The organism is Tenuifilum thalassicum, from assembly GCF_013265555.1.
GTDB lineage: Bacteria > Bacteroidota > Bacteroidia > Bacteroidales > Tenuifilaceae > Tenuifilum > Tenuifilum thalassicum.
Genome location: NZ_CP041345.1, coordinates 433,028 through 456,585, shown reverse-complemented (window position 1 = coordinate 456,585; position 23,558 = coordinate 433,028). Strand labels below are relative to the sequence as shown.

Here is a 23,558-nt window from a genome sequence, read left to right as displayed (position 1 = left end):
GCTATTTTCCTCCCACGTTTTTAGGCTCAGCCTCGGAAATACGCAAAGGAATAGCTTTTGAGATAGCATCTTTTTCTTCCTTGCTTAACTTTTGATATGGCTTTCCGAAAACTGATGTTGATAGTTCTTCACGTAATTCGTTATATGCGGCTACCAGCTCGTTCTGCACTTTCATATACATCTCGTAGGAAGTTCCTCTGTCGTTCTGAAGAGAAACAACGCCCTTTGAAACCCTATATCGACCAATCATTGGTATTTCCTTTTCCTCTATCTCAGAGAGATTAGGATCATTATTAGGGTTCATAATGAACTCCTTGGTTTTCTCTTTTAACATTTGAACGTCCATGGGTTCACCACGTACCAACAACCTATCACTTTTGTTGATAAGCACGGTGAATATATTCCTACGCTTAACCTCAACATCATCCTGTTTCTGATCTTTTTCTGGCATTGGAGGAAGCATCCTCGTTAAACCAGTATCTACATTCATAGTTGTTGAAATCAGAAAGAAGATGAGCAATAGGAAAGCGATGTCGGCAGTTGAACTGGCATTTACTTCTGGAACTTTTCTTGCCATCTTTTTCTTAGTATTTATTAGAGGTAAGCCAGGCTATCCCGGCTTACCTTGATTAATTTACTTATGGAATACGCTACGTATACCAGTATACAACATTAAAAATAGGGCAGAGCCAAATAGTATATATGTTGCAATTAATCCAGTATCACTAATTACAAGAACCGAAGGGTTAGAAAGATCTGGATTTTGAGTAGGCGAAGGGAGTGCAGTTGCATCTGCTGCTAGATATCCAATAAGGAAAACTACAGCAATTGCTCCTAGCCCAATTAATGATTTAACGGCATTTTTGGGGTTTCTTACAAAATTTATAACCGGAAAAACTAATGCAGTAACAGCTGCAATTCCGAACAGGATATAGGCCCAAACTATAAACGATTGAACAGATTCAACATCCTGATTGCTCATGAAAAATAGAACTGTTATAACTATAGAAACGCCCATTAATAGCCACGATAAAACCCTTGCATAGGTTGATAATCTGCTATTCATGGCTAATTATTTTTTAAGATTAAATTTAACAAGAATGTCAAGAAGGCTTACAGAAGCATCTTCCATGTCATTGGTAATACTATCAATCTTAGAAAGTAGGTAGTTGTAGAATACCTGAAGAATAATAGCAACAATAAGACCGAATACAGTAGTGATAAGAGCAACCTTGATACCACCAGCTACAAGTGCAGGAGAAATGTCACCAGCTGCTTGGATAGCATCGAATGCACCAATCATACCGATAACGGTACCCATAAAACCTAACATAGGAGCAATAGCAATGAAAAGAGAGATCCATGTTAATCCTTTCTCTAACTGACCCATCATAACGGAGCCATAGGTAACAATAGATTTCTCAACAACCTCAATTCCTTCATGAACTCGGTCAAGACCTTGGTAGAAGATGCTAGCTACAGGACCACGTGTATTGCGACATACCTCTTTAGCTGCTTCAACACCACCCTTTTCAAGAGCCTCTTCAATAGCGTTGAGAAGTTTCTTTGTGTTAGTTGTTGAAAGGTTTAGATAAATAATACGTTCAATTACAATAGCTAAACCAATAATCAATGTTAGTAGGATAGCAGACATAAATCTAGGCCCACCCTCGATGAATTTGGTTTTAATAGCTTTGTGAAGTGATTGCTCCTCAACAACTGGTTCAGCAGCTTCATCGGTTAAACCTACTGTATCTTGTTGAGCTGCAAGAGTATCTTGCTGAGCTACTGCGGTATCAGGAGTTGCTTCATTACCCTCCTGCGCGCTTACAATTGATGATGCTCCAAAAGTGAGCATACCCATAACTGCTACTAATGTGAATAGCTTTTTCATGGTTTGTTTGTCGTTTAATTATTACTAAGGGTTACTAATTCTCAAAATTATTAGTTAAACAAAAATTAGCGGAGAGAGAGGGATTCGAACCCTCGATACGCTTTTGGCGTATACACGCTCTCCAGGCGTGCGCCTTAGACCACTCGGCCATCTCTCCAAAATTAATAAATTCTAATCAATGAACGCTTGAAACGTGCCGCAAATTACAAAAAAAATATTTAAAAAAACAATGACTATTTCAAGGTTATTTCACCGGCTATGGATTTTGTTAGCTCATCAGCAAGTGTTTTACCATTTAAGCCTTTGCCTAGCAAAAACATCAGCTTGGCAACTGCTGCTTCAAATGTTATATCACTTCCACTAACTACTCCAATTTTTTTAAGCCTTAATCCATTTTCGTACTTATCCATATCGACCCCACCTGCCTTGCATTGAGTAACGTTAAACACTACTATATTATTGCCTATAGCCTCTTCAATCCGTTCTAAAAACCAATCCTGCATAGGAGCATTACCAGAACCATAGGTCTCAAGTATAATACCTTTAACACCTTGAGTGTTTAATACTGCTGAAACTACGTTTTCTGTAATTCCAGGGAAGAGTTTTAACACCGCTATTGAATTATCCAGCATAGTATGAACAAATAGCGATTGCTCTTGGGTTGGGTAATGGATAAAAGGGTAATTAAACTTTATTGAGATACCAGCCTCAGCTAGAGGTGGATAATTATTTGAACGGAATGCATTAAAATGTTCAGAATTATGCTTTGTCGTTCTATTTCCTCTGTAAAGCCTATTCTCAAAAAATACCGAAACTTCAGGGACTAAGGCTTGTCCGTTACGATAGGCAGCGGCAATCTCAATTGCACTGATTAGGTTTTCCTTTCCATCGGTTCTAAGCATACCAATAGGGAGCTGAGATCCGGTTAGCACAACTGGTTTTGTAAGCCCTTCTAGCATAAAACTAAGCGCAGAAGCCGTGAACGACATGGTATCGGTACCATGTAAAATCACAAAACCATCGTATTTGTCGTAGTTTTCGCTAATGATTTGGGCAAGTTTAACCCAAAAAGAGGGATTAATATCGGATGAGTCAATAACAGGACTAAACGATATTGTATTCAAGGTATACCCAAATTTTCTGAGTTCAGGTACCTCCTGCTCTATTTGTTCAAAATTGAAAGGTGCTAAAGCACCCGTTTCAGGATTTTGCTTCATCCCTATGGTCCCACCAGTGTATACAATTAGAATTGAGGTGTTTTCCGATTTCATTTTACATCTATTTTGAAAAGTTTTTGAGCATTTAATGTTGTTTGTGCAGCAAGTTTCTCAACATCAATTGATAGAATCTCAGATATCTTTTGTGCTATAAAAATCAAATTATTGCTCTCGTTCCTTTTACCACGAACGGGAACAGGTGAAAGATATGGTGAATCGGTCTCTAGTAACAATTTTTCTGGATTTATGTGAGGAACAATATCGGCCAATCCGCCATTCTTATAGGTAACAATGCCACCTATTCCAATGAAGAACGATTTATACTCATCAATATGTCGATATTGATCCAAATTACCAGAAAAGCTATGAAAAGCTCCAGAAAGGTTATCGTCAATTTCCTGATCGACAATTTCAAATATCTCATTGAAAGAATTTCTAGCATGAATAACAACAGGTAGGTTATACTTTTTTGCTAGCTGAAGCTGATATTTAAAAGCCTCTTGCTGTTGCGGTAGGAAAGTTTTATCCCAATAAAGATCAATTCCTATCTCACCAATTCCCCAAAATTTTTGTTTTGCCAAATATTCTTCAACGTGGTAGATTTCCTTTTCAAAATTGCCTTTTACCGATGTGGGGTGCAATCCCATTAGTGGATAGCAGTTTGAAAATTCCTCTGTTACACTCAACAACCTCTCGGTTGTTGAGGAATCAATGTTAGGAAGAATATGGTAAAGCACCCCAACCTCGGCCGCTTTTTCAAGCACAGCCTTACGGTCAGAATCAAACTCTTCGGCAAATATGTGTGAATGAGTATCAACCAAAACCATAGATTGCTTAATTTATAAGTGTTATTGAATCGCTGTGAGATATCGATGTGCTGTCCATTAATGCTAAATACTTCTCAACAACTAATTTAAACGCATTCATATTTTCTTTTCGTATAGGCTCAACTGGAGGAGACTTTAATTTTAAGGGGTTAATTGGACTTCCATTTTTCCAAATTCTAAGGTCGAGATGAGGACCAGTTGCATAGCCAGTACTACCAACATATCCAATCACTTGCCCCTGTTTAACCCTCATTCCTTTTTTTATACCTTTTGCAAATCTTGAAAAATGGTTATACCCCGAAGTGTAAACTCCGTTGTGTTTAATCTTAATATAATTGCCAGCGGCTTTATTATACCCTTTTGCAACTATAACTCCATCTCCCAAAGCCATTACTGGAGTACCTGCAGGTGCAGCATAATCGACACCAGTATGAGGGCGATAGATTTTTAATACCGGATGGAACCGCCTCCTACTAAACCTGCTTGATATTCGTGAGAACCTTAGCGGAGCTTTCAGGAATGATTTGCGAAGTGAGTTTCCATTTTCATCCCAGTATGTAGCTACTGAATCTTGTTCGAAACGGAAAGCGTAGAAACGTTCTCCATGGTGCTCAAACCATGCAGCATATATCGTTCCGATACCAACCGAAAGACTATCAACATAAAGTTCTTCGTACATCACTCTAAACCTATCACCTTTGTATAAGCTGAAAAAATCAACCGTCCATGCAAAAATATCTGAAAGATCAAGGGCCAATTGAGGGTTTAAATTGTTTTCCTTCATATCAACCCATAATGATGTTTTGATTTCTGCTTCGGAAACCTTACGAACAGGGACAACGTCCTTTTGAAAAGGGTAAACGTAAAGTGAATCCTTTAGGCTAAAAACATAGAAATCGATGGGTGAAGCTTCATAAACCAAATATGCTGGTGCTTGAACAGAATCCTTAGTATAAAAGATTTTATACTTATGTCCAGCCTTAACCTTTCTCACATCAAAATCTTCGGGTTTTAGGTTATAAAGGAATTTGCCGAGATCGGCTTTAACTTTTAAATTATACAGTATTTTACCAAGCGTTTGATTTCGTTTAACCCTATATTCCTCAATATAAAAAGAATCTACAGGTATTCCGTATTCGGTAATTGGTTCAACCGAAATAGCTTCGGGAGTGCTTTCATCACTTTGATCTTTAGGGATTGTGAGTTCTGTAATACCAACATATGAATCGATGGCAAAAACGAGAATAACAGAAATAATTAAAATAGGTAAAACTTTTTTCAACATAATTAAGCTTAAAATTTGGCTCAAAACTACCAAAAAAGAATTTATTAACATTGATAGTTTTTTAAATTGAAGTAGGTTTGTAAAAAATTTAGCTATGGGTGAGTCTAAGAAAAGAACAGAACTTTACGAATTAGGTGAGTTTCGATTGATTGACAGGATAACTGAGCCTTTTAAGAGTCCAAAGCATAACGAAACTGTTTTTGGAACAGGTGATGATGCAGCAGTTATATCTGCTGGAAATGATGAATGCTACGTGGTTACAACAGACCTTTTACTGGAAGGTATTCATTTTGATCTCACCTACTTTCCACTTAAGCACTTAGGTTACAAATCGGTAATTGTTAACCTAAGCGATGTTTATGCCATGAACGCGGAACCCACTCAAATTACAGTATCTATTGGTCTTTCAAAACGATTTTGTGCAGAGGATATTGATGAACTATATAGCGGGATAAAACTTGCATGCGACCGATATAATGTTGATTTAGTTGGAGGTGATACCTCATCATCGATGACTGGTCTTACTATTAGCGTTACCGCAATTGGCAAAGCTAAAAAGGATGAGATTGTTTACCGAAGCGGAGCAAGGGTGAACGATTTGGTATGCGTAACAGGGAATGTTGGTGCAGCATATATGGGACTGCAACTATTAGAAAGAGAAAAAAGGATTTTTGAATCGAACAAAACGGCAAAACCCAAACTTGAAGGTTACGATTACATATTGGAGCGACATTTAAAGCCAGAAGCCCGAAAAAGTGTGATTGCGGCACTAAAGGAGGCTGGTATAAAACCAACATCAATGATTGATGTTTCCGATGGCTTATCGTCTGAAATACTTCATATCTGTAAGAACTCTAATGTGGGTTGTAGGATATACTTGGAGAAAATTCCTATAGATGAACAAACCGCAAAAATGGCTGAGGAGTTAAATATAGACGTGCATACAGCAGCACTGAATGGTGGTGAGGATTATGAGTTACTCTTTACTGTGCCACTAGAAAAACACGATGCTGTAGAAAGTATTGAAGGGGTTAGAATAGTTGGCCATATAGTAGAGCCAAGTTTAGGAGCGTTTTTGGTACCTCCAGCAGGTGAGGATATTAAAATTACTGCCCAGGGTTGGAATGCATTAAAAAAGGAATAGTAAAAAACCCCGCAAAATTGCGGGGTTCATTTTTACTCGTCAATAACTTCTTTATACTGATCGGCCGATAGTAACTCGTTAAGCTCATCGGGGTTAGTCATTTTGATTTTAATCATCCAACCCTCTCCGTAAGGATCCTTGTTAACGATATCGGGTTGATCGGCTAAAACTGGGTTAACCTCAACAACTTCACCGCTAACAGGCATAAACATGTCTGAAACAGTTTTAACAGCCTCAATAGTGCCAAAAACCTCTTCCTTATCAAGGGTTTCACCTTGAGTTTCAATCTCAACAAATACGATATCACCCAGCTGTGTTTGAGCAAAATCGGTTACACCAACAGTGGCAAGACCATTACCTTCGTCTTTAATCCACTCATGATCCTTGGTGTACTTTAGATTTGATGGAATATTCATAGTAGCTATTGGTTTAGTTTATACTTAATGATTTCAATTTCAAAAGTAGTGAATTTTAAAATCTAATATTATAAACATCACGTTTTTTTGAAAAATCATGCTATAAAACAGATTAATTAACCAGTTCAAACCTAACGCTAAAACCAAAACTAGAATTAGTTGTACGGTAAGTTCTAGAAACTTTAGGGTTGTTTAGAGTACGATCAAAGAACAACCTTATAGTCACTTTTTCGTTAATCCTGTAATCGGCTGCGGTTTTGATAGTACTAATTAATTGCCCAGCAATAATATCATTTGAATCCTCAACTAACTTACGAAGTATTGTAGTGTTATCGCGTAGCGAAAAATCGACAGTAATGCGTAAATCGCTCTTAATGGCTTTTTTACCTCCATCTTCGGCTTGAAAGATTAACGGTAACTCCTCAAACCTATAACCTGCACCAATAATGTACTCTTTGCTATAAATCTCGGTTAACTGATTATTAGCAAAGCTCATGGCTAATGAACGGCTATTTTTAAATTCTAATCGAGTAGTCAAATTGTTCTGCCATCCAATATTAAGACCTAGAAGTGGCGTAAACTGCTCATTAATGGCTACATTGGTAATTTCATTTTTGGGGATAAAGTCGCCATTAATATTCCTTACATAGCTAAAGCCATCATCTTCTGGTTGGTACGCAAGATTACTTGTAAAAGCACCAATTGTGTAAAGCGAACGATAACCATGAGTAAGAGTAACAGCCTTAAACCACCTCTTAAATGGTTTTAGTTTGGCCAACCCATCGTAGGAAAGCTGCCAGTTAGGCATAGGAATTAGAGGGAAATCGCGGAGCGATACTCTCTTCGCAGAAGTATTTGTATACGCAGCAAGGAACGAAGCCCTAAGCACATCGGGTGAAAGCGGTCCATAGCCATCGGGGAAACCTGTTTCAGGATCGTTAACGGATGGGTCGTAGCCCTGCGAAGGATTGGGAACACGATTCTCCCTAAAGCGGTTGGCAATTTCCAGTCGGATTCTCTTCATCCTTTCAAATGCTTCAGAACTTTTAACTTTGCCACTTTGGAATGCAGTTCCTAGTGTAATAACGCTTATGCTAAAGTTTCCAGTAGTTAATGGGCTTAGCACTCTATACTGTCCAACCTCATTTGCCTTAAAAATACTACTTTCGCTTTTCCCAAATGTCCTTGAAGCTGTAATGTCGAATCGGAAACGAGGAATTGGTTCTAAGCTGGTCCTAAAGTTTAGATTTTCGTTTTTGGTAAACACCACAGGTGTATTAAATGATGTGTCTTTAGTAAGCCAGCCATTTGTAGCAGCTTTCCATGCAAAATCGGGATCCTGCCAACCTGCAATAAACTCCCAACCAGGAGCTGTCATACCATTAATTGTGCTTGTACCAAGATAGTTAATCCCGGGTTTATATCCTGGAAGTAGTGTTCCATTGGTTTCTGTATAAGAAATACCAATGCTTTTAACGCTCATAAGTAAGCGAAGTGTTGCCTCTAAAGCAAACTTTAAAGGATTATCCTTTAATGGCACTTTCCCCTCAACAACAACCTTACATCCTTTTAATGTTTCAACTGGTTTTAGTGTTATTCTGTTTTCATCACGCACCTTGAAACTAACTCTTACCTCTTTCCCTTTATCATCGTAAACCTTAACTGTTACCCTCTCGGTTTTCAGCTTATGATTTATAGTTTTAGACCTATTTTCGAAAAGATTTACATTTTCCTGCTCATATTTCACAGTTTTTGTTTTTTTAGGCGCTGTGCCTCTGGCCTTTTGGTCAAATTTCTGGTTAATTTTTCTAAGATATCCTACCTTGTTAAACAGGCTATTAATATTAACCTGCCCATTAAGCTGAATAGTATTAGAATTCTGAATTGTATTACCAGGATCGAACCGTGAAGTGTCGGCCAGAATTGGCCCTGCCTGCCAGCGATATAAACCAGAATAACGTGAAGTTACACTAATCCAATTGAGGAGAGGGATTTTACTTAAAGGTAAAGAGTAGGTTAAATTGAATTGATGGTTATACATGGTATTTCTTCCTCCACGACGAATATTTTGCCAAACGGAATCCTTCCACATTTCGTATCGGTCTCTATCACGATACTTATCCACCATGCCTTCAGGCTCATCAATTCGAGCAGTTGCAGTTGCAACAAAATCGAATTTAATAGACTGCGTAATATCCCAGTTAAGCGAGTAATTTCTATTCCAAAGGAAATCCTTAGAGTAGTTGGGTGAGAATACTTGGTTCGGATTTTGAATATTTCGGAACTGCTGCTCAAAATAGCTTCTATTCAAATCGGTTCGGAACGACAGTTGGTTAGGAAGCAGGTTAAAGTTAAAATCGCGAAACAGGCTGAGATATTGCGGTGATAACCACTTGATTCTACTAAAGGGTTTAATGTATTTTGGCTGTCGGTTATAGTTATAGGTAAGGGCTCCTCGAATATTTCGTTGGATTTTATGATCGATGCGAATGTTTCGAGAAAAGATTTCGCTATACGAATAGCTTAAAGAGAAATTGGCTGGATCCCAAAGTCTCGGTTTCGCTCCCACCTTATCAAATTTCACATTGGTAAAGTTTATACTTTTTCTACGCGTATAATCTTGCACCAAGTTTTTAATAGAGTCGCGCTGGCGAGAAGTGGCATTTTTATATGTATCGCTCAATAGGACATCAGGGTCAAGAGGATTATACTGAGGATTTGCCATTGATTCCCCAAATCCTATGAACATAGGAATTTTGATGTTTAACTTTTTGGGGAAGAACCGTCCAAGTTCTAAGGTGGAATTTATATCATACTGGTAGACAGTCTCCTTACTGCGTTCGTTCACCTTTTTTTCAATAGAACCAAAACCAGGCGTAATGGTTGTCCCGGCCACTGTAACCATTCCCAAATCGGCAAGTTTAGCCGACATTCGAGCGTTTGCAGCCCAACCACTTTGATCGTTGAAATTGGTTAATCTTAGCTCGTTAAACCATGCAATAACCGATTTTGGCACATGGTCGTCGGCAGGATTACGGATACCAATCATAATCACTTTAACGTTGCTAAGATTAGGATTACCAGTAACTTTGATAGTTCTATCGCCATCATTCTGAACATAAACGGTATTTAAATTGACAAGAGACCCAGAATTTAGCATGGCCTTATTTCGATCAAGTTTTACCTCAACCAGCTTATCAAGGTCAATGTCAATAACATTTTCGCGTGGCCAAACTATTTCCCGATCTCTCTCCCTATTATTACTATACTGTCCGTAAGGAGTAAGTTTAAGAGGAACTTCGTATTCGTAATAATTCGTATTGTAATCGGTTCCTATTCGAATAAAGGCTGTTACCTCGTAGTCGTTTAAAGGATAACCTTCTATCGCCTCGGCATGTATGTCCATTTTGAGGCGTTTATACTGTCTAATATCAAAGTTCACATTTTTGAAGGCTGCCCGAGCATCACCATCAGCTAAATCGACAATTCGATACTCCATGGCCTGTTCATTTAGCTGAATGAGTTGTGGTTGGCTTGGATCAATTACACGATCGACACCTGGAGGTAAAACATAGTTAACTGGTGTACGTTTATCGTTCTCTTCGATGTTAACAGTTGAAATAGACATTCCACCAATAGGTAGATCATTAACAGGCATTCCTTCCTGACCTTGAATGAGCGAGTAGTTGTATTTACGCCACTCACTTCGAACTAGTTGAAGTGTTGCAAATCGAAGGAAGACAGTGTCTTCAAATCCACGAAGGAACATCCTCATGAAACGAATCGACTTAAAGTCTTCAATTGGACCAACAACCTTTTCAAACTCAGATATTGGCACCTTGAACTGATACCACTTTACAGCCTTATTCAAGATCTTATCTTTCTCACCCTCAATCTCGTTTGTAATAAAGTTTTTTCCAACAACCATGTCCTGAGGGCGAAGTGAAATATGGTACTGGTAGTAGGCTTCATTTTCGTTCATGGTGTTATCGGTCCCTAGCTCCTCAACGTCGGGTGTTGAGTAGGACTGTTGAGAAGTTGTACCAGTTGCGACGGGTGAATTGTTCTCAGTTCCATTAAAGTATTTGTAACGGTCAAGAATAGATGCTCTCTGCTGATCGTAGTAATCGCTTAGGTAATGCCTAAAATCATCACCTGCGGGGTCGCTTTCAAAACCTGCTATCACACTATTATCGGCTACTCTATTTCGAACTGCATTGATATACTCAGCAAAGAAGTTCAACTCATCGGGTACACCATCGCCGTCCAAATCGGTAGTTGAAGACAGGCCATCTAAACCAACATCCTGAAATGGTCGTTTCGCCTGATCATTATCGAAACCAACAGGAAGATACTGTTTAGTTGGGACACGCCCCCAGGCAGTGGTATCGGTACGTTCCAGCTCTTCAATTGAGGTGGGTAGACCATTCTCAAACGATTTTCTACCATCTCTTAAAATATCTTCAGAGATATTTCCAAGATCAATGTAGAAATCCCCACCCTTGTGGGTTGAATCGTAAACAAATGGGTCCATTAACCAGAACTCAATGTACTCAATATTAGATGCCTCAAAATCGGTTGTAGTAAGGTTACGCATAATACCAGCCCAACGGCGTTGCGGGTCAATTAACTTACCATTGGCATCTAAATCGGTGGTATTGAAATTATATTGCCCTCTCTCATTGGGATAGTAGGCCATATTTAACACCATAATATTTGTTGGCTGCCCTTGAGGAGTATTTTTATTTGGGAAAAGCTCGCGTTCAAAGATTTCACGTACAAAGTGATTACCCTGGAGCTTATCATTATTTCGAATGTACGAAGGAGTAAGCGATGTATTCCGTAAAAAAAGTGGGTCGATATAGTACCAAGCCAAATGAGCCCTATTGAAGTTATATCGCAAATCGTTGGAGTACGATGCCTCGGGGAAAAGATCGGGTTGTCCTTGAGGCGTACTTGCCAGCTTCCAATCAACCCAAGAACGTAGGTCGAGGGAAGTGCTACTTCCTTCAAAATCATCAAGATAAACTGTACCTGCTTTGCCAATTGCACGCGAATGTCCTGGTATAAGTTGAGCAAACTCAGCATCAAAAGTAATAGTTGAACGCTCTTTGGTTTGAATAAATGGAAGGAAATCGACAAGTTTAGTTAGGAATTTTGACTCGGTTTGATAAGATGTATTAAGCCCCCAGATGGTGTTGGAGATAGCTTCATTACCAAAGCTAACCTTTTGAGTTAATGGCCTTTCTGTTAAATTCATTATCGTAGCCCCAATATTAAACTTATCGGAGAAACGATAATCGAAGTGTGATCCAACAAGGGTTTTGGTTTGCATGCTAAAAAGAGAGTTACTTTCAACGGCCACCTTAATAGGTGTACCCGACTCAAGCAAACCCTGATTGATTATGCGTACAGTACCAATATTATAGTCAACAATATAATCAACATCTTCCTGAAGTTTTACTCCACCAGCAGTAACAACAACAGCACCTTTGGGGATATTAGGCGCATTTAAAAAGATTTCAGAGCCACCCGACGATTTATATGTTCCACTAATAATGAACTTATTTTTATCGGCAACTTGACGAGCTTTAGTTAAAGACGAGTCATATAATTCTTGAAAAACATACTTTTCAGCAATTGCAGGGTCACCAATTTTAGCAGCCAAGTCCTTACCAAATGGCTCAAGTACGGGGAAAATTAACTTCCCATTTGATGGGTTAATTGTAACACCCTCAATAAAATCGAAAACACCATCGGGAAATGCATCTAGCTGTGTATTTAAATTATCGAGGTTTAAAACACGAATCAAAGGAACCTCAGCAACGTTTCCATCTTTTAGATAATTTATTGGTGTTCCAGTAGCATCGTCCTGATAAAAAATATCTAATCTGAAATCCTCCTTGCTTATTTGGTAGGCATTCATGGAATAAATATTCTTCATCATTAAATCCCAAGTAGGCATCTTGGGGCTCAGGTTAGTACCTTTAAGGAGTTTTAAAATAAGCGCATTCGGGGCATCAACACCGTCGGTAGAGAACTCCCCCACCTTATAGGTTTTACCATTATAGGTATACTCATAAGCAACAGCAAGAACCTCATCGGCATTCAAGGCTGATGTTAAGGATATATACCCCAAGGTAGGATTTAGAGTGTACTCATTGGGGGAAAGCTTACGAGCAGATTCAATTTTTTCGTAATCACGACCACCTGTAAAACCTTGACTTTCTATGGGTAGAAGCACATTGCTGACATCAGTAATATCTCTAATACCAGCATATGTTGTGGTCATTAGCTCATAAAGGTTATTAAGGCTATTATCGGCAGGACCAGAACCTGTTTGGGTAAAAATATTATCGGCAAAAATATGCTGTTGCGATTCACCCAAATCGGCAAATGCTATTATGTTTCTAGAATTCTCAAAATTAGCTTGCTTATTTGTAACCCAAACTTCAACCTTGGTTACTTGAATCCCAGAATTAATAATAGGGAGATTCATTAAGGCACGATTGTAGTTATCGCGGAAGTAATGCGAAAGGAAAAAGTGGCGGTTTGCGTCGTATTCATCGGCCTTAATCTCGAAATCGCGGGTTTGAGCACCTCCCTTGATTTCCATTACCTGTGTTTGACCATTCTGCTTTGAAACAACAGTTGTTACATTTAGCTTACCAAATTTTAGCTGCGTTTTAATACCAAAAAGGCTTTGACTACCTGTAATTAATGTTCCCGGTAAAGGCAAAGAAACATTTCCTGCTTCTATTCGCTGTATTATCTCATCCTCAAAACCGTTATATTCTACCTTTACATTATTTTCGAAGTCAAAAGTTGCTTCGGTGTTGTAGTTAATTTCCATTTTCATTTTCTCTCCAATCTTTCCAGTAACATTCATCTGGATTTTTGATTGGAAATCAAATGTCGTGTTTCTACGTTGATCGAGGGGTAATGCAGGATTATCGGTTTTAGCGCTGGTGATACCAAATACCAGTTCAGCATTTCCCTGAGGAATTATTTCTATAGTGTTACTTCCAAATATTCTATCGAATGTTTCTCCACCCACTTGTAAGCGGGGCAAAATTCCATCGCCCTTACCCACAAATTCACCAGTTTGTTTTTGTCGCCAATATTCGCGCATTGCTTTATCAACCTGGTAAGCACGATACTCATCGGCCGAAAGTATTTTAGGAGTTTCAATGGTTATGTTACCTACCTTCTTGTAAATAACATACTGCTTGTTAATCGGATCATAAACCACCTCTTCCTTAATATTTGAGGGGTTTGTAAGGTAAAGCGGAGAATACTGCGCGTCTAACTCCCAAATTCCAGGTTGTTTTATTGGCAAAGGAAGTTTGGTTGTGTCTTGTTGCAGTACAGGGAATGCCAAAACGCTTACATTGGCAAAAAGCACAATTGTAAATACCGATACAAATTTTATTAACCTATTTTTTTTTGTAAGAGCTGGAATCAAATTACATGTCATTTTCATCGTAACTACAAACGCTTCAGGGCATGCTTAATTAAGTCCTCAACAGGCATATCGCCCATTTCCTTTAAAATCTGGTCAATTACTTTTCCTGCTGCCGAACGGGTAAAGCCAAGCATCACCAAAGCAGTTAACGCTTCAGTCTTTAAAGTATTGTTCGATGTTGATAAAATTTGTTGTACTGATGATTCATCAGCAGAAACTTTATCCTTCAGATCAACCACAATTCTTTGGGCGGTTTTCAAGCCAATACCTTTAACCTGCTTAATTAGGTTTACATTTTCGGTAGTAATAGCTGCTTTAACCTCATCGGTAGTTAGTGAAGAAAGTATTAGCCTAGCAGTACTTGCGCCAACACCTGAAACCGTTATGAGTAAACGGAACAGGTCACGCTCTTTAGTATCGGCAAAACCATAAAGAATATGTGCATCTTCTCTAACAATTTGATGCAACCAAAGTTTAACGCTACTTTTCCCCTCGAGTGTGGAATAAGTTTGAAGCGAAATGTTTATAAAATAACCAATTCCTGCCGTTTCAACAACGGCATGTGCTGGTGATAATTCGGTAAGTTCTCCTAGAATATATTCAAACATCAATAGTAGGATTATTCTGTTTCAGGATCAACAGATTTTAAGGGGTTAGCAGTGATTTCCTCATACATCTGCCTGTTTTTGAAAATGTCAATTGCCAGGAAAAGGGCCTGACGGAAAGAGTTAGGGTTGGCCAAGTTATGCCCAGCAAGATCATACGCCGTTCCATGATCGGGTGAAGTTCTAACAATTGGCAAACCTGCGGTATAGTTTACTCCTGTATCGAAATTGATCACTTTAAATGGAGCAAGCCCCTGATCGTGATACATGGCAAGTATAGCATCAAAACGAGTGAATTTATCGGATCCAAAAAAGCCGTCGGCTGGATAGGGTCCCATGGCAACAATCCCTTCGTCGTTGGCTTGATTAATAGCTGGTAGAATAATGTTTTCCTCTTCATTTCCTATAACACCACGGTCGCCGGCGTGAGGGTTTAGCCCTAGAACAGCAATTCGAGGACGACGAATTGCAAAATCTTGAATAAGAGTTTTATTCAACAACCTCAACTTGGAAAGGATAGCATCTACGCTTATACTTGAAGGCACTTGAGAGATAGGGATATGCCCAGTTACCACTCCCACTCTAAGAGTATCGCTAACCATAAGCATTAGCACTTCCTTAGTATCAAACTCATTTGCAAGAAACTCTGTATGGCCAGGGAATTTAAAATCAGGACTTTGAATATTCGCCTTATTGATTGGTGCAGTGACTAGTACATCTATTTTGCCTGCTTTCAAATCGGCAATTGCAGCCTGTAGTGATTGCAAAGAGCCCATACCCGCCTGTTCTGTAGATTTACCTAGCTCAACTCTAACGCTATCGTCCATACAGTTGATAATGTTAGGACGTTTGGGGTTTGCCTCACTAGCATCTTTTATCTGGTTAAAGCTGAAGTTCTCTATGTTTAAAGCTTTTCTATGATATGCGGCTACCTTTGGAGAGCCATACACTATTGCAGTGCAAAGCTCATCCATTCTTGAGTCCATAAGTGTTTTAATAATAATCTCGTATCCTACACCATTTATATCGCCTTGAGTTATTCCTACCCGAATCTTTTCTTTACTCATAACTTTAGATGTTTTAAATGAATCCTTTAAATATGCAAAAGTAAAAAAAAGCTTTTACATAGCTAATTACTTGTTGTTTTTACAGTAATGTTTTTCAACTTTAATACCTTTGCGATACTGAACTATATTAAGAAATGCAAGTAAAAGAGATTTTAAAAAAAGCCTTAAACCTTGAACCACTCACACTTGAAGAGGGATTAATACTTTACACCAAAGCTTCCACTTCCGATTTAATGTATGTAGGTTATCGGCTAAGAAATTTTCATGTACCTGGCAAAAAAGTTACCTGGCAAATAGATAGAAATGTAAACATCACCAATGTGTGCGTTTCTGGTTGCAAGTTCTGTAACTTTCATTGTACGTTAAATTCCGATTCAGCATATATTACTTCAATTGCAGAGTATAAATTGAAAATTGAAGAGCTATTAAAATATGGTGGCGACCAGCTTCTTTTACAAGGTGGACTTCACCCTAAGTTAGGTCTAGATTTTTATAAAAATCTCTTTAAACAGATAAAAGAAGTTGCCCCAAGTGTTAAGCTACATGCTTTAGGACCTCCCGAAATAGCATTCATAGCCCGAAAGGAAAAAATGAGCTACAGAGAGGTGTTAGAACATTTAATTGAAGCTGGGCTTGACAGCTTACCTGGGGCTGGTGCCGAAATACTTGTCGATAGGGTTCGAAAGCAGATTTCTCCAGGTAAACCCGATAGCCAGGCATGGCTCGATGTTATGGCAGAAGCACATAAGTTAGGGCTGATTACATCGGCAACCATGATGATAGGCCACATAGAAACAATTGAAGAACGCCTAGAACACTTAATTAAATTAAGAGATTTGCAATCAAGAAAACCAAAAGATGTTCCAGGCTTTTTAAATTTTATTGTTTGGACATTTCAGGATAAGGGAACAAAACTTGAAAACGAAGGTGTTAAAAACCGCGTTTCTGCAGAAGAATATGTTAGAACCATTGCCCTTTCACGAATCATGCTAAATAACATTCCAAATATCCAGGCTTCATGGCTAACGGTTGGAGTAGAAACGGCGCAACTATGCTTGCATGCAGGTGCAAACGATTTTGGTTCAATTATGATTGAGGAGAATGTTGTTTCATCGGCAGGTGCAAAGTACAAAATGGATGCTTATGGTATTCAGAAGGCCATTGTTGATGCTGGTTTTATTCCTCAACTTCGAAACCAAAAGTATGAGCACATACTCCTACCCGACTGCGAGTTTAGTAAAATATATAGCATTGAAGAGCTAAAAGGAAAAGCTAAAGGCCAATAAAAAAAGCCGGCATAAAGCCGGCAACCAACCAAAAACAGTTATGACGGAATTTTTAGCTATTTGCTTTTTTTAAGAAGTTCTTTATCGATAATCTCTTTAAACATCTTCTTCGTTTCTTCAGGTGTTCGGGCAATACCAGAAGTTGCAAAAGGTTTTCCATCAACAGGGAAGAAGATAAAAGTAGGGATACTTTGAATACCTAATTCTCCAGCAATTTGCTGTTCAGTTTGAGTATTCACCTTATACACATATATCTGTCCATCGTATTCCTTAGCGAGTTCCTCAAGTATTGGGCCAGCAATGCGACAAGGTCCACACCAACTTGCCCAAAAATCTACAATTGCAGGCTTGTCGCCAAGGTACTTCATGTTATCAGCCCCTTTGGTATAGTCAAGTATGTTTTTAAGGAAATAATCCCTTGTGATTTCAATGGCATACTTTTCCTTTTCTTTTACAGGTTTATCGGTTGAAACTGGTTCTCCCTCAGCCTGCTTTGCCGACGAACCATTGCAAGCACCTAGTGCAAGTAAGGCAACCGTCATAATTGGAAATAATACAGCTAATTTTCTCATATTTATTTATTTACTTGTTTCTAACAGAGGGTAGGTAAACCTACCCTTAAAATTACTTGTTGTTGTCGGCAAAAGTAAATGCCCCAAATCCACATACTCTAATGCATAACCCACAATTCTTACAATTCTCCCTGTCTATTTCTGGTGCGCTATTCCAGCTACGTTGCTTAATTGCACCAGTAGGACAATAGCTAACCACAGGACATGGGTGGTTTTGTGGACATCTGTTTTCATTAACAACTACTACACTCATATTGTTCAAATTTTACGGACGCAAAAATAACATATTCTCATATATCGATATGTTAATTTATGTTGATATATATCAAAAAAGGAGGGTTGCCCCTCCTTTACAGATAACAGCGAGTTATACTATTTACCTCCCCTAAGTTTAATTTCGTAGGTTTTCCCATTAACGGTTACATAAGCCATATTATCGCATTCACCCATTCCGTAATCTAAAGTTGCCTCTTTATCGCCAACAGTAATGTTAATAACACCCTGAACAATCCAACGGCAGTTTAATTTAAACATTAGAGCACTTGTTATTTGATGGGTATAGGTTTCACCTTTACGATTAACTCCAGTAGCGCTACCTTCTAATGTGTAAACATCATCCCAAACAAAGAATGGTGTATCGTAACCTTCTACCCAAGTACGGGTTCTTTCAGCATTGCGAGTATAGGTAGTTCCATCAGTGAAGGTAACCTTACCATCTGTTAGGGTAATCTGATACTGATGCTCTGCAGTTTTTCTAATAACCTTTTTCCCTTCAATTTTATTACCATTTATGGTAAAGTTATCGAAGGTAACAGTACGCTCAAAATTGTCAGAAAGGTAATTTCCACATGTACGAATGATAATAACACCATTCTTCACCCTTTCATACTTTGCATTTGGGTTAACAAATTCGTTATAGATTACAGAATCAATGCGACAATTATTATCATCCCAAGATGTTTTACGAATACGCTCCCCATTTTCGCCTAATGTTGCATAAGCCATTTGAGAATCTTTTGAATTCTCGCTCAAGGTAATATCATCAACCTCGGCTAAAACATCGTCGAAATATGAATCCACATCATCATCCTCAACTGATTGTTCTACGATAGGATTAATAACCTCATCGTCCTTTTCACAAGAAGTGAAGCTAATAGCTGCCATCATCATGATGCTAGCTGCTAAAATTAAATTTGTTCTTTTCATAGCTGTAAAATTTAAGTTAGACATTAAGTTTCGAATTATTTATTGTTAGTAATTACAATTAGCTCACCGCTATACCTCCAGTTCAAATCAAGAGGTATACACACCAAATCGAGTGCTTGCTCTATATCTTTACGTTTAAAGTAACCCGAATAGAATCGCATGGTGTCGGTATCAAGAAAAATATCAACATCGAACTGCCTTTCTAATTCTTCAATTACTGTGGTTAAAGGCTCATTGTTAAAGTAGAATTCATCTTGAGTCCACGATGGTTTTGGTGCTGAATTTTCTTTCATTTCCTTTTTAACTTCGAGTGCATATCCCATTGTTTTTGCCTCCATTCCTTTGGTTAGTAATGTTTTTGATTTGCTTTTAGCCGTTTCCACCTTTACCCTGCCCTCGTAACAGGTTACGCATACCAAGCCATTCCTGTTATACACATTAAATACTGTACCCAATACAGTGGTTTTAGCCCCAGCTGATATTACAGAAAACCGATTCCCTTTGGTTACCTCAAATAGGGCTTCACCCTCAAGAACAACCTTTCTTTCTAAGAACCAACGATTCTTATTATAGGACAGCTTTGAATCAGCATTTAGCGTTACTTTACTACTATCGGGTAAAAGTAAGGTTGCATGTTCTCCTCGGCCTAGGTAAATTAATTCATTACCCATCCTATATAGGTAAACCCAGGTTGAGAATGATAAAACAACAAAAAATGAAGCCGCAACAGCTAAACGAGTAAGCAGGTAACCCATCCCTCTTACTTTTCCCTGGTCATTGTTTTGATTAATTCTGTCAAAGAGCGCTTGCCAAGCTTCATCATGAGTTTTCCCGTCAGGCACCCTGTAACTCCCAAGCATCCCATCAATCCTATTATTTATATCGCTGTCGGGTCTCATTTTTACTTTCTTTTACTACTAGTACAACCTCACGTTTGAATACCCTACCAGAATTTTATTTTTTTTTAAATTTCTTTCTTTTATAGTAAATACAAGAGATTAAGAGAATACCCTATTTTATTTTTTCATACATACGTTTGATTTACTTAAAAAAATTACCTTTGCTGCATATTTTTTAAGATGTGATGGAAAAAAGATTTTGTTTTTCGAATAAATCAGTTGTAGAGTTTTGTAGAGCAACTGCTGACGACAACCCAATCCATAACCCAGAAGTAATGCACACCCAGAACAAGGGTGTTGTTGTGCCTGGCATGCTTCTTTTTTCTAGCATAGCTAGTCTGCTCCATGGGCTATCTAACGACTATTATAACTACTTTAAATTGGTTTTTGGGAATGTTGTATGTACAAACGAAGATGTTGAACTAAAAGTAACTACAAACCCTAACAATAAAGCTGAAAAGTTTTTGCAGGCAATAAATGGACATGATTTATTTTCAACAAAAAAGGAGCGTTCATATGCCACAAATACCAATTCACCTTTAACTTTTGATTTGAATGGAGTTACTAGAACACTGAAATACAACAAAAAGCAACTTAATGTTTTTAGGAGTATTTCAAGCTGTGTAAATAAAACATTATCTGATTTCCTGTTTGCAATAGCATATGCAAGCGCAGCACTATTCAAGGCTATTAGAGAGCCTATTACTGATGTAGAGGTTGAAATCAATCAACTCTTAGATAAGAATCTAAATCCCAAACAGGTATCTCCATTTTATCAGGACCTCGAAATTTATAGACCAGGAGGATTTGAGGGGCTCAATTCCGATGGTGAACTTCAATATAACGTCAACTTTCAGCGTGAGGTTAAAAATAGGCTCTACTCTGCTAAGGTTGCATGCATACAAAACGGTTCAGTACTATACTACTCCATTTATAAACTAGTAGCAATTCCCGATAAGCTTATTTTAAGGATGGTAAAAAACCTAAATGCCACTGATAAAACATCTACTAAAACCGGATATTAAAAAATATTGTTGGGGTTCTACCCAAACCATAAATATCGTTATACGATATAATTGATTTTCCTTGCAAATAATCGGATATGGGAGTGTCAGTTAAAGAGTAAGGTCGAGCTAATATATTGTTACGGTTATATAAGTTAAAAACCTTCAACCCAAATTCAACCATACCCTCAGAAAAGATTTGTGCAGAATAGCTTATACCAACATCTAACCGGTGGTAAGGAGTTAATCGACTTGAATTTTTTTCATAATCAGGTGAAATCGTTAAGTTTGGCAAAAGGATTATTTCATCCCATGGTTTAGGCGATCCATAAATCCACGCACTAGATAACCGCCATCTTTTATATCGATATAGAGTAACAGCTTTTAACTCATGTAAATGGTCGTCGAGAGCATAGTATTCATCTCCCCCATTTAAGCTGCTTGACTGGTTAAATGATTTGCTATACGAGTAAGCTAACCAACCCTCAAATTGATCGGCTGTTTTTTTAAGGAGTAAATCTACCCCCAAAGCCCTACTATCTAATAAGTAAAGTTTCGAACGTTCAACAAAACGGTTATTTGTGGTTCGAACAATCTTATTTTGAACAAAAGAAAGCCCAGATGTCTCCTTAACATAGCCTTCTATATCTATTGTGAAATTTTTTGTTTCATAGCTAATTCCTGAGATAAAATGTTTTGATTTAACAACAGGAAAATTAACTCCATCGGATGCGACCCAAAGATATTTTACACTGGTGCTATAAAGATAAATTCGGTTAATAAATTGATTATAAAGACCTGCCGAAAATTTTAAATCGAGTTTTTCTGTTGGACTTAAAACCATTTGAACACGAGGTTCAAAATAGTATTTGTCGGTCAAATTATGATGAGATAATCGTCCACCAATTTTCAACGATTTCAATCCTTTAGTTTTGTATGTTAATTGCAACCAACCAGTTTTTAACTGTGAGTAAAAGGAGGATTGGCGCATTGTATCAATAAATACATATCCATTGGTTGAACGAAAATATTTTTCAAAAAGATTATCATCAACAATATTAGCGTGAAGTCCAAACTCAAGAAGAAACTCCTTACTTAAAGTAAATTGGGTATTCAGATTTAGCGTGTAATCAACTAAGTTTGTACTGGTTTTGTAATCACGAATAACAGTATCAGCAAAGAGTTGGGCTGAACGTTTGCTAAGAGTGCTGTCATAAAGGGCAAAATCGCTGCTAAAATTAGAAAGCCCAAATGTTAGGTTATGGTAAAATTTGCCGTTCCACTGTCTAGCCCATCGTGTACCTATACCACTATTCCCCCAATCGGATAGCTCTTTAACAAATGGTGAAGAAAGCAGCTGAGCATAATTCAGCCTATCCTTTCCTACATAAGCGCTAACTGAAATCACATCTTTGCTGTTAGGCTTTAAGCTATACTTGGCATTAGCATCATAAAACATGTAAGAAGGTGCTGAGGGGTCAGTCCCAAAAACGGTAAAGCTTTTGTTAAGAATTTTTATATCATTGGCAGCACTTTCAAAGATGTTTAGAAATTGCGGAGAGCGATAGTAATCGGTATATGCTCTACGTGCCGACAGAATGAAAGATGATTTTTTACCAATAGGTCCTTCTACGGTAATATCGCCAGCTAGCTGATCTGAACCGACATCAACTACAAACTTTTTCTCATTACCAGTTTTTCCTGTAATCTCAACTACTGACGAAGCCCTCCCCCCCCAGCGAGCGTCAAATCCACCTCTATAAAGTCGAACATCCTTAATCGCCTTAGAGTTTAAGCTTGAAAAAGCTCCAAATAAATGGTTGATATGATAAATGGTAAAACCATCGTATGAAATCAAGTTTTTATCAGGCGGGGAATGACGCACTAATAATCCTGAGAGCGACTCGGTGGTGCCGTCAACACCTGGCAAAAGCTGTAACGGTGCAAGCACATCAATTCCGGAGAGAGATGGCGTTTCGCCAACTTTACGAGTATTTAAGACTATTTCACCAGGGTTGTTCCCTAATGCTAAAAGTTTTGAGATGCTTTTTACTACTTCAACATCGGAAATTACAAATAGCTTTGGGTCAAGCTCTACTACAACTGGGCTGCCTGAATTATCAATTCGTGCAATCTTTGTTTTTATGGGATTAAATCCTAAAAAACTCACCTCAATGCTAACTGAATCGTCAGTCATATTCTGTATTGTAAAGAAACCGTCGGTATTAGTTACTGTTCCGGTATTATCATTAACCACTTTGACCGATGCATAGGGCAATGCCTCTCCAGAAATCCTGTCGCGTACAATCCCCTGAATAAACGATGACTTTTTTTCTATCTTTGCTACAGATTTTTTAACAACATAAACCTGATTTATTTTCACATACTCAAATCCTGAATTCTTAAGAACAGCTTTTAAAACCTTTTCAATTTTATCATTTGAAAACTTACCAGTATATTTTAGTTCACTCAACGCAACAGGATCATAGGCTAGCTTAACATTATATTTCTCGGTGAGTTGAGAAAGAATCTCAGTTAAAGGTTTCTGGTTATATTTTTCACTAATCCTAACATCCTGGCCAACTGATACCATATGAAAAGATAACAGCAGAGAAAGTAGCAAAAAATATGTTAGTAATTTTTTCTTACCCATTAATCCAAACTTTGTCTA

Annotated in this window: 18 protein-coding genes and 1 tRNA gene; 3 read left to right on the top strand and 16 right to left on the bottom strand. The window is 38.0% G+C overall.

Annotation, left to right across the window (positions count from 1 at the left end; all coding sequences use genetic code 11):
* Position 1 precedes the first annotated feature (1 nt).
* The 7 genes from FHG85_RS01955 to FHG85_RS01925 form a co-directional block, all read right to left on the bottom strand.
* Complete coding sequence (locus FHG85_RS01955) at positions 2-577, bottom strand: ExbD/TolR family protein (protein WP_173072596.1); 576 nt, start codon at positions 575-577, stop codon at positions 2-4.
* 57 nt (positions 578-634) lie between these two features.
* Positions 635-1,066 (bottom strand): hypothetical protein, encoded by a 432-nt coding sequence (locus FHG85_RS01950; RefSeq protein WP_173072595.1) that lies wholly within the window; start codon positions 1,064-1,066, stop codon positions 635-637.
* A gap of 6 nt (positions 1,067-1,072) precedes the next feature.
* The gene (locus tag FHG85_RS01945) at positions 1,073-1,894 is read right to left on the bottom strand and encodes a MotA/TolQ/ExbB proton channel family protein (protein WP_173072594.1); all 822 of its coding nucleotides are present in this window, start codon (positions 1,892-1,894) and stop codon (positions 1,073-1,075) included.
* Positions 1,895-1,963: 69 nt separating this feature from the next.
* Positions 1,964-2,051, bottom strand: a tRNA-Ser gene (locus tag FHG85_RS01940).
* Between the two features lie 76 nt (positions 2,052-2,127).
* Entirely contained in the window at positions 2,128-3,165 is a 1,038-nt protein-coding gene (locus tag FHG85_RS01935) for an asparaginase (protein ID WP_173072593.1), read from the bottom strand.
* The gene (locus tag FHG85_RS01930) at positions 3,162-3,938 is read right to left on the bottom strand and encodes a TatD family hydrolase (protein ID WP_173072592.1); all 777 of its coding nucleotides are present in this window, start codon (positions 3,936-3,938) and stop codon (positions 3,162-3,164) included. Before FHG85_RS01930 ends, FHG85_RS01935 begins: the two co-directional genes overlap by 4 nt.
* Before the next feature lie 7 nt (positions 3,939-3,945).
* The gene (locus tag FHG85_RS01925) at positions 3,946-5,223 is read right to left on the bottom strand and encodes a M23 family metallopeptidase (RefSeq protein ID WP_173072591.1); all 1,278 of its coding nucleotides are present in this window, start codon (positions 5,221-5,223) and stop codon (positions 3,946-3,948) included.
* A 94-nt stretch (positions 5,224-5,317) separates the two neighbouring features.
* Here FHG85_RS01925 and thiL point away from each other — a divergent pair, with 94 nt between their 5' ends.
* On the top strand, positions 5,318-6,367 hold the full coding sequence (gene thiL, locus FHG85_RS01920; RefSeq protein ID WP_173072590.1) for a thiamine-phosphate kinase: 1,050 nt from the start codon (positions 5,318-5,320) through the stop codon (positions 6,365-6,367).
* A gap of 32 nt (positions 6,368-6,399) precedes the next feature.
* Here thiL and gcvH read toward each other — a convergent pair whose 3' ends face one another.
* The 4 genes from gcvH to pdxA form a co-directional block, all read right to left on the bottom strand.
* Positions 6,400-6,783, bottom strand: a complete 384-nt coding sequence (gene gcvH, locus FHG85_RS01915; RefSeq protein ID WP_173072589.1) for a glycine cleavage system protein GcvH — start codon at positions 6,781-6,783, stop codon at positions 6,400-6,402.
* A gap of 112 nt (positions 6,784-6,895) precedes the next feature.
* On the bottom strand, positions 6,896-14,248 hold the full coding sequence (sov, locus tag FHG85_RS01910; RefSeq protein WP_173072588.1) for a T9SS outer membrane translocon Sov/SprA: 7,353 nt from the start codon (positions 14,246-14,248) through the stop codon (positions 6,896-6,898).
* A 23-nt stretch (positions 14,249-14,271) separates the two neighbouring features.
* The gene (ruvA, locus tag FHG85_RS01905; RefSeq protein WP_173072587.1) at positions 14,272-14,856 is read right to left on the bottom strand and encodes a Holliday junction branch migration protein RuvA; all 585 of its coding nucleotides are present in this window, start codon (positions 14,854-14,856) and stop codon (positions 14,272-14,274) included.
* An 11-nt stretch (positions 14,857-14,867) separates the two neighbouring features.
* Positions 14,868-15,920: a 4-hydroxythreonine-4-phosphate dehydrogenase PdxA gene (gene pdxA / locus FHG85_RS01900; protein WP_173072586.1), complete on the bottom strand. Its 1,053-nt coding sequence runs from the start codon at positions 15,918-15,920 to the stop codon at positions 14,868-14,870.
* Between the two features lie 134 nt (positions 15,921-16,054).
* Here pdxA and mqnC point away from each other — a divergent pair, with 134 nt between their 5' ends.
* A complete protein-coding gene (gene mqnC / locus FHG85_RS01895) occupies positions 16,055-17,206 on the top strand; it encodes a cyclic dehypoxanthinyl futalosine synthase (protein ID WP_173072585.1) in 1,152 nt (383 codons plus the stop codon).
* 56 nt (positions 17,207-17,262) lie between these two features.
* On the opposite strand, the gene FHG85_RS01890 is transcribed toward mqnC, so the two are convergent.
* From FHG85_RS01890 to FHG85_RS01875, 4 genes are all read right to left on the bottom strand, one after another.
* The gene (locus FHG85_RS01890; RefSeq protein ID WP_173072584.1) at positions 17,263-17,778 is read right to left on the bottom strand and encodes a thioredoxin family protein; all 516 of its coding nucleotides are present in this window, start codon (positions 17,776-17,778) and stop codon (positions 17,263-17,265) included.
* 52 nt (positions 17,779-17,830) lie between these two features.
* Positions 17,831-18,031: a 4Fe-4S binding protein gene (locus tag FHG85_RS01885; RefSeq protein ID WP_173072583.1), complete on the bottom strand. Its 201-nt coding sequence runs from the start codon at positions 18,029-18,031 to the stop codon at positions 17,831-17,833.
* Positions 18,032-18,150: 119 nt separating this feature from the next.
* Complete coding sequence (locus tag FHG85_RS01880; protein ID WP_173072582.1) at positions 18,151-18,984, bottom strand: hypothetical protein; 834 nt, start codon at positions 18,982-18,984, stop codon at positions 18,151-18,153.
* A 35-nt stretch (positions 18,985-19,019) separates the two neighbouring features.
* Positions 19,020-19,883 carry a FecR family protein gene (locus tag FHG85_RS01875; RefSeq protein WP_173072581.1) on the bottom strand — a complete coding sequence of 288 codons (864 nt, stop codon included), beginning with the start codon at positions 19,881-19,883 and terminating at the stop codon, positions 19,020-19,022.
* A gap of 185 nt (positions 19,884-20,068) precedes the next feature.
* On the opposite strand from FHG85_RS01875, the gene FHG85_RS01870 reads away from it, so the two are divergent.
* Positions 20,069-20,908, top strand: a complete 840-nt coding sequence (locus FHG85_RS01870) for a MaoC family dehydratase (RefSeq protein WP_173072580.1) — start codon at positions 20,069-20,071, stop codon at positions 20,906-20,908.
* On the opposite strand, the gene FHG85_RS01865 is transcribed toward FHG85_RS01870, so the two are convergent.
* The gene (locus tag FHG85_RS01865) at positions 20,892-23,540 is read right to left on the bottom strand and encodes a carboxypeptidase-like regulatory domain-containing protein (RefSeq protein ID WP_173072579.1); all 2,649 of its coding nucleotides are present in this window, start codon (positions 23,538-23,540) and stop codon (positions 20,892-20,894) included. The genes FHG85_RS01870 and FHG85_RS01865 overlap by 17 nt on opposite strands.
* Positions 23,541-23,558: the final 18 nt, after the last annotated feature.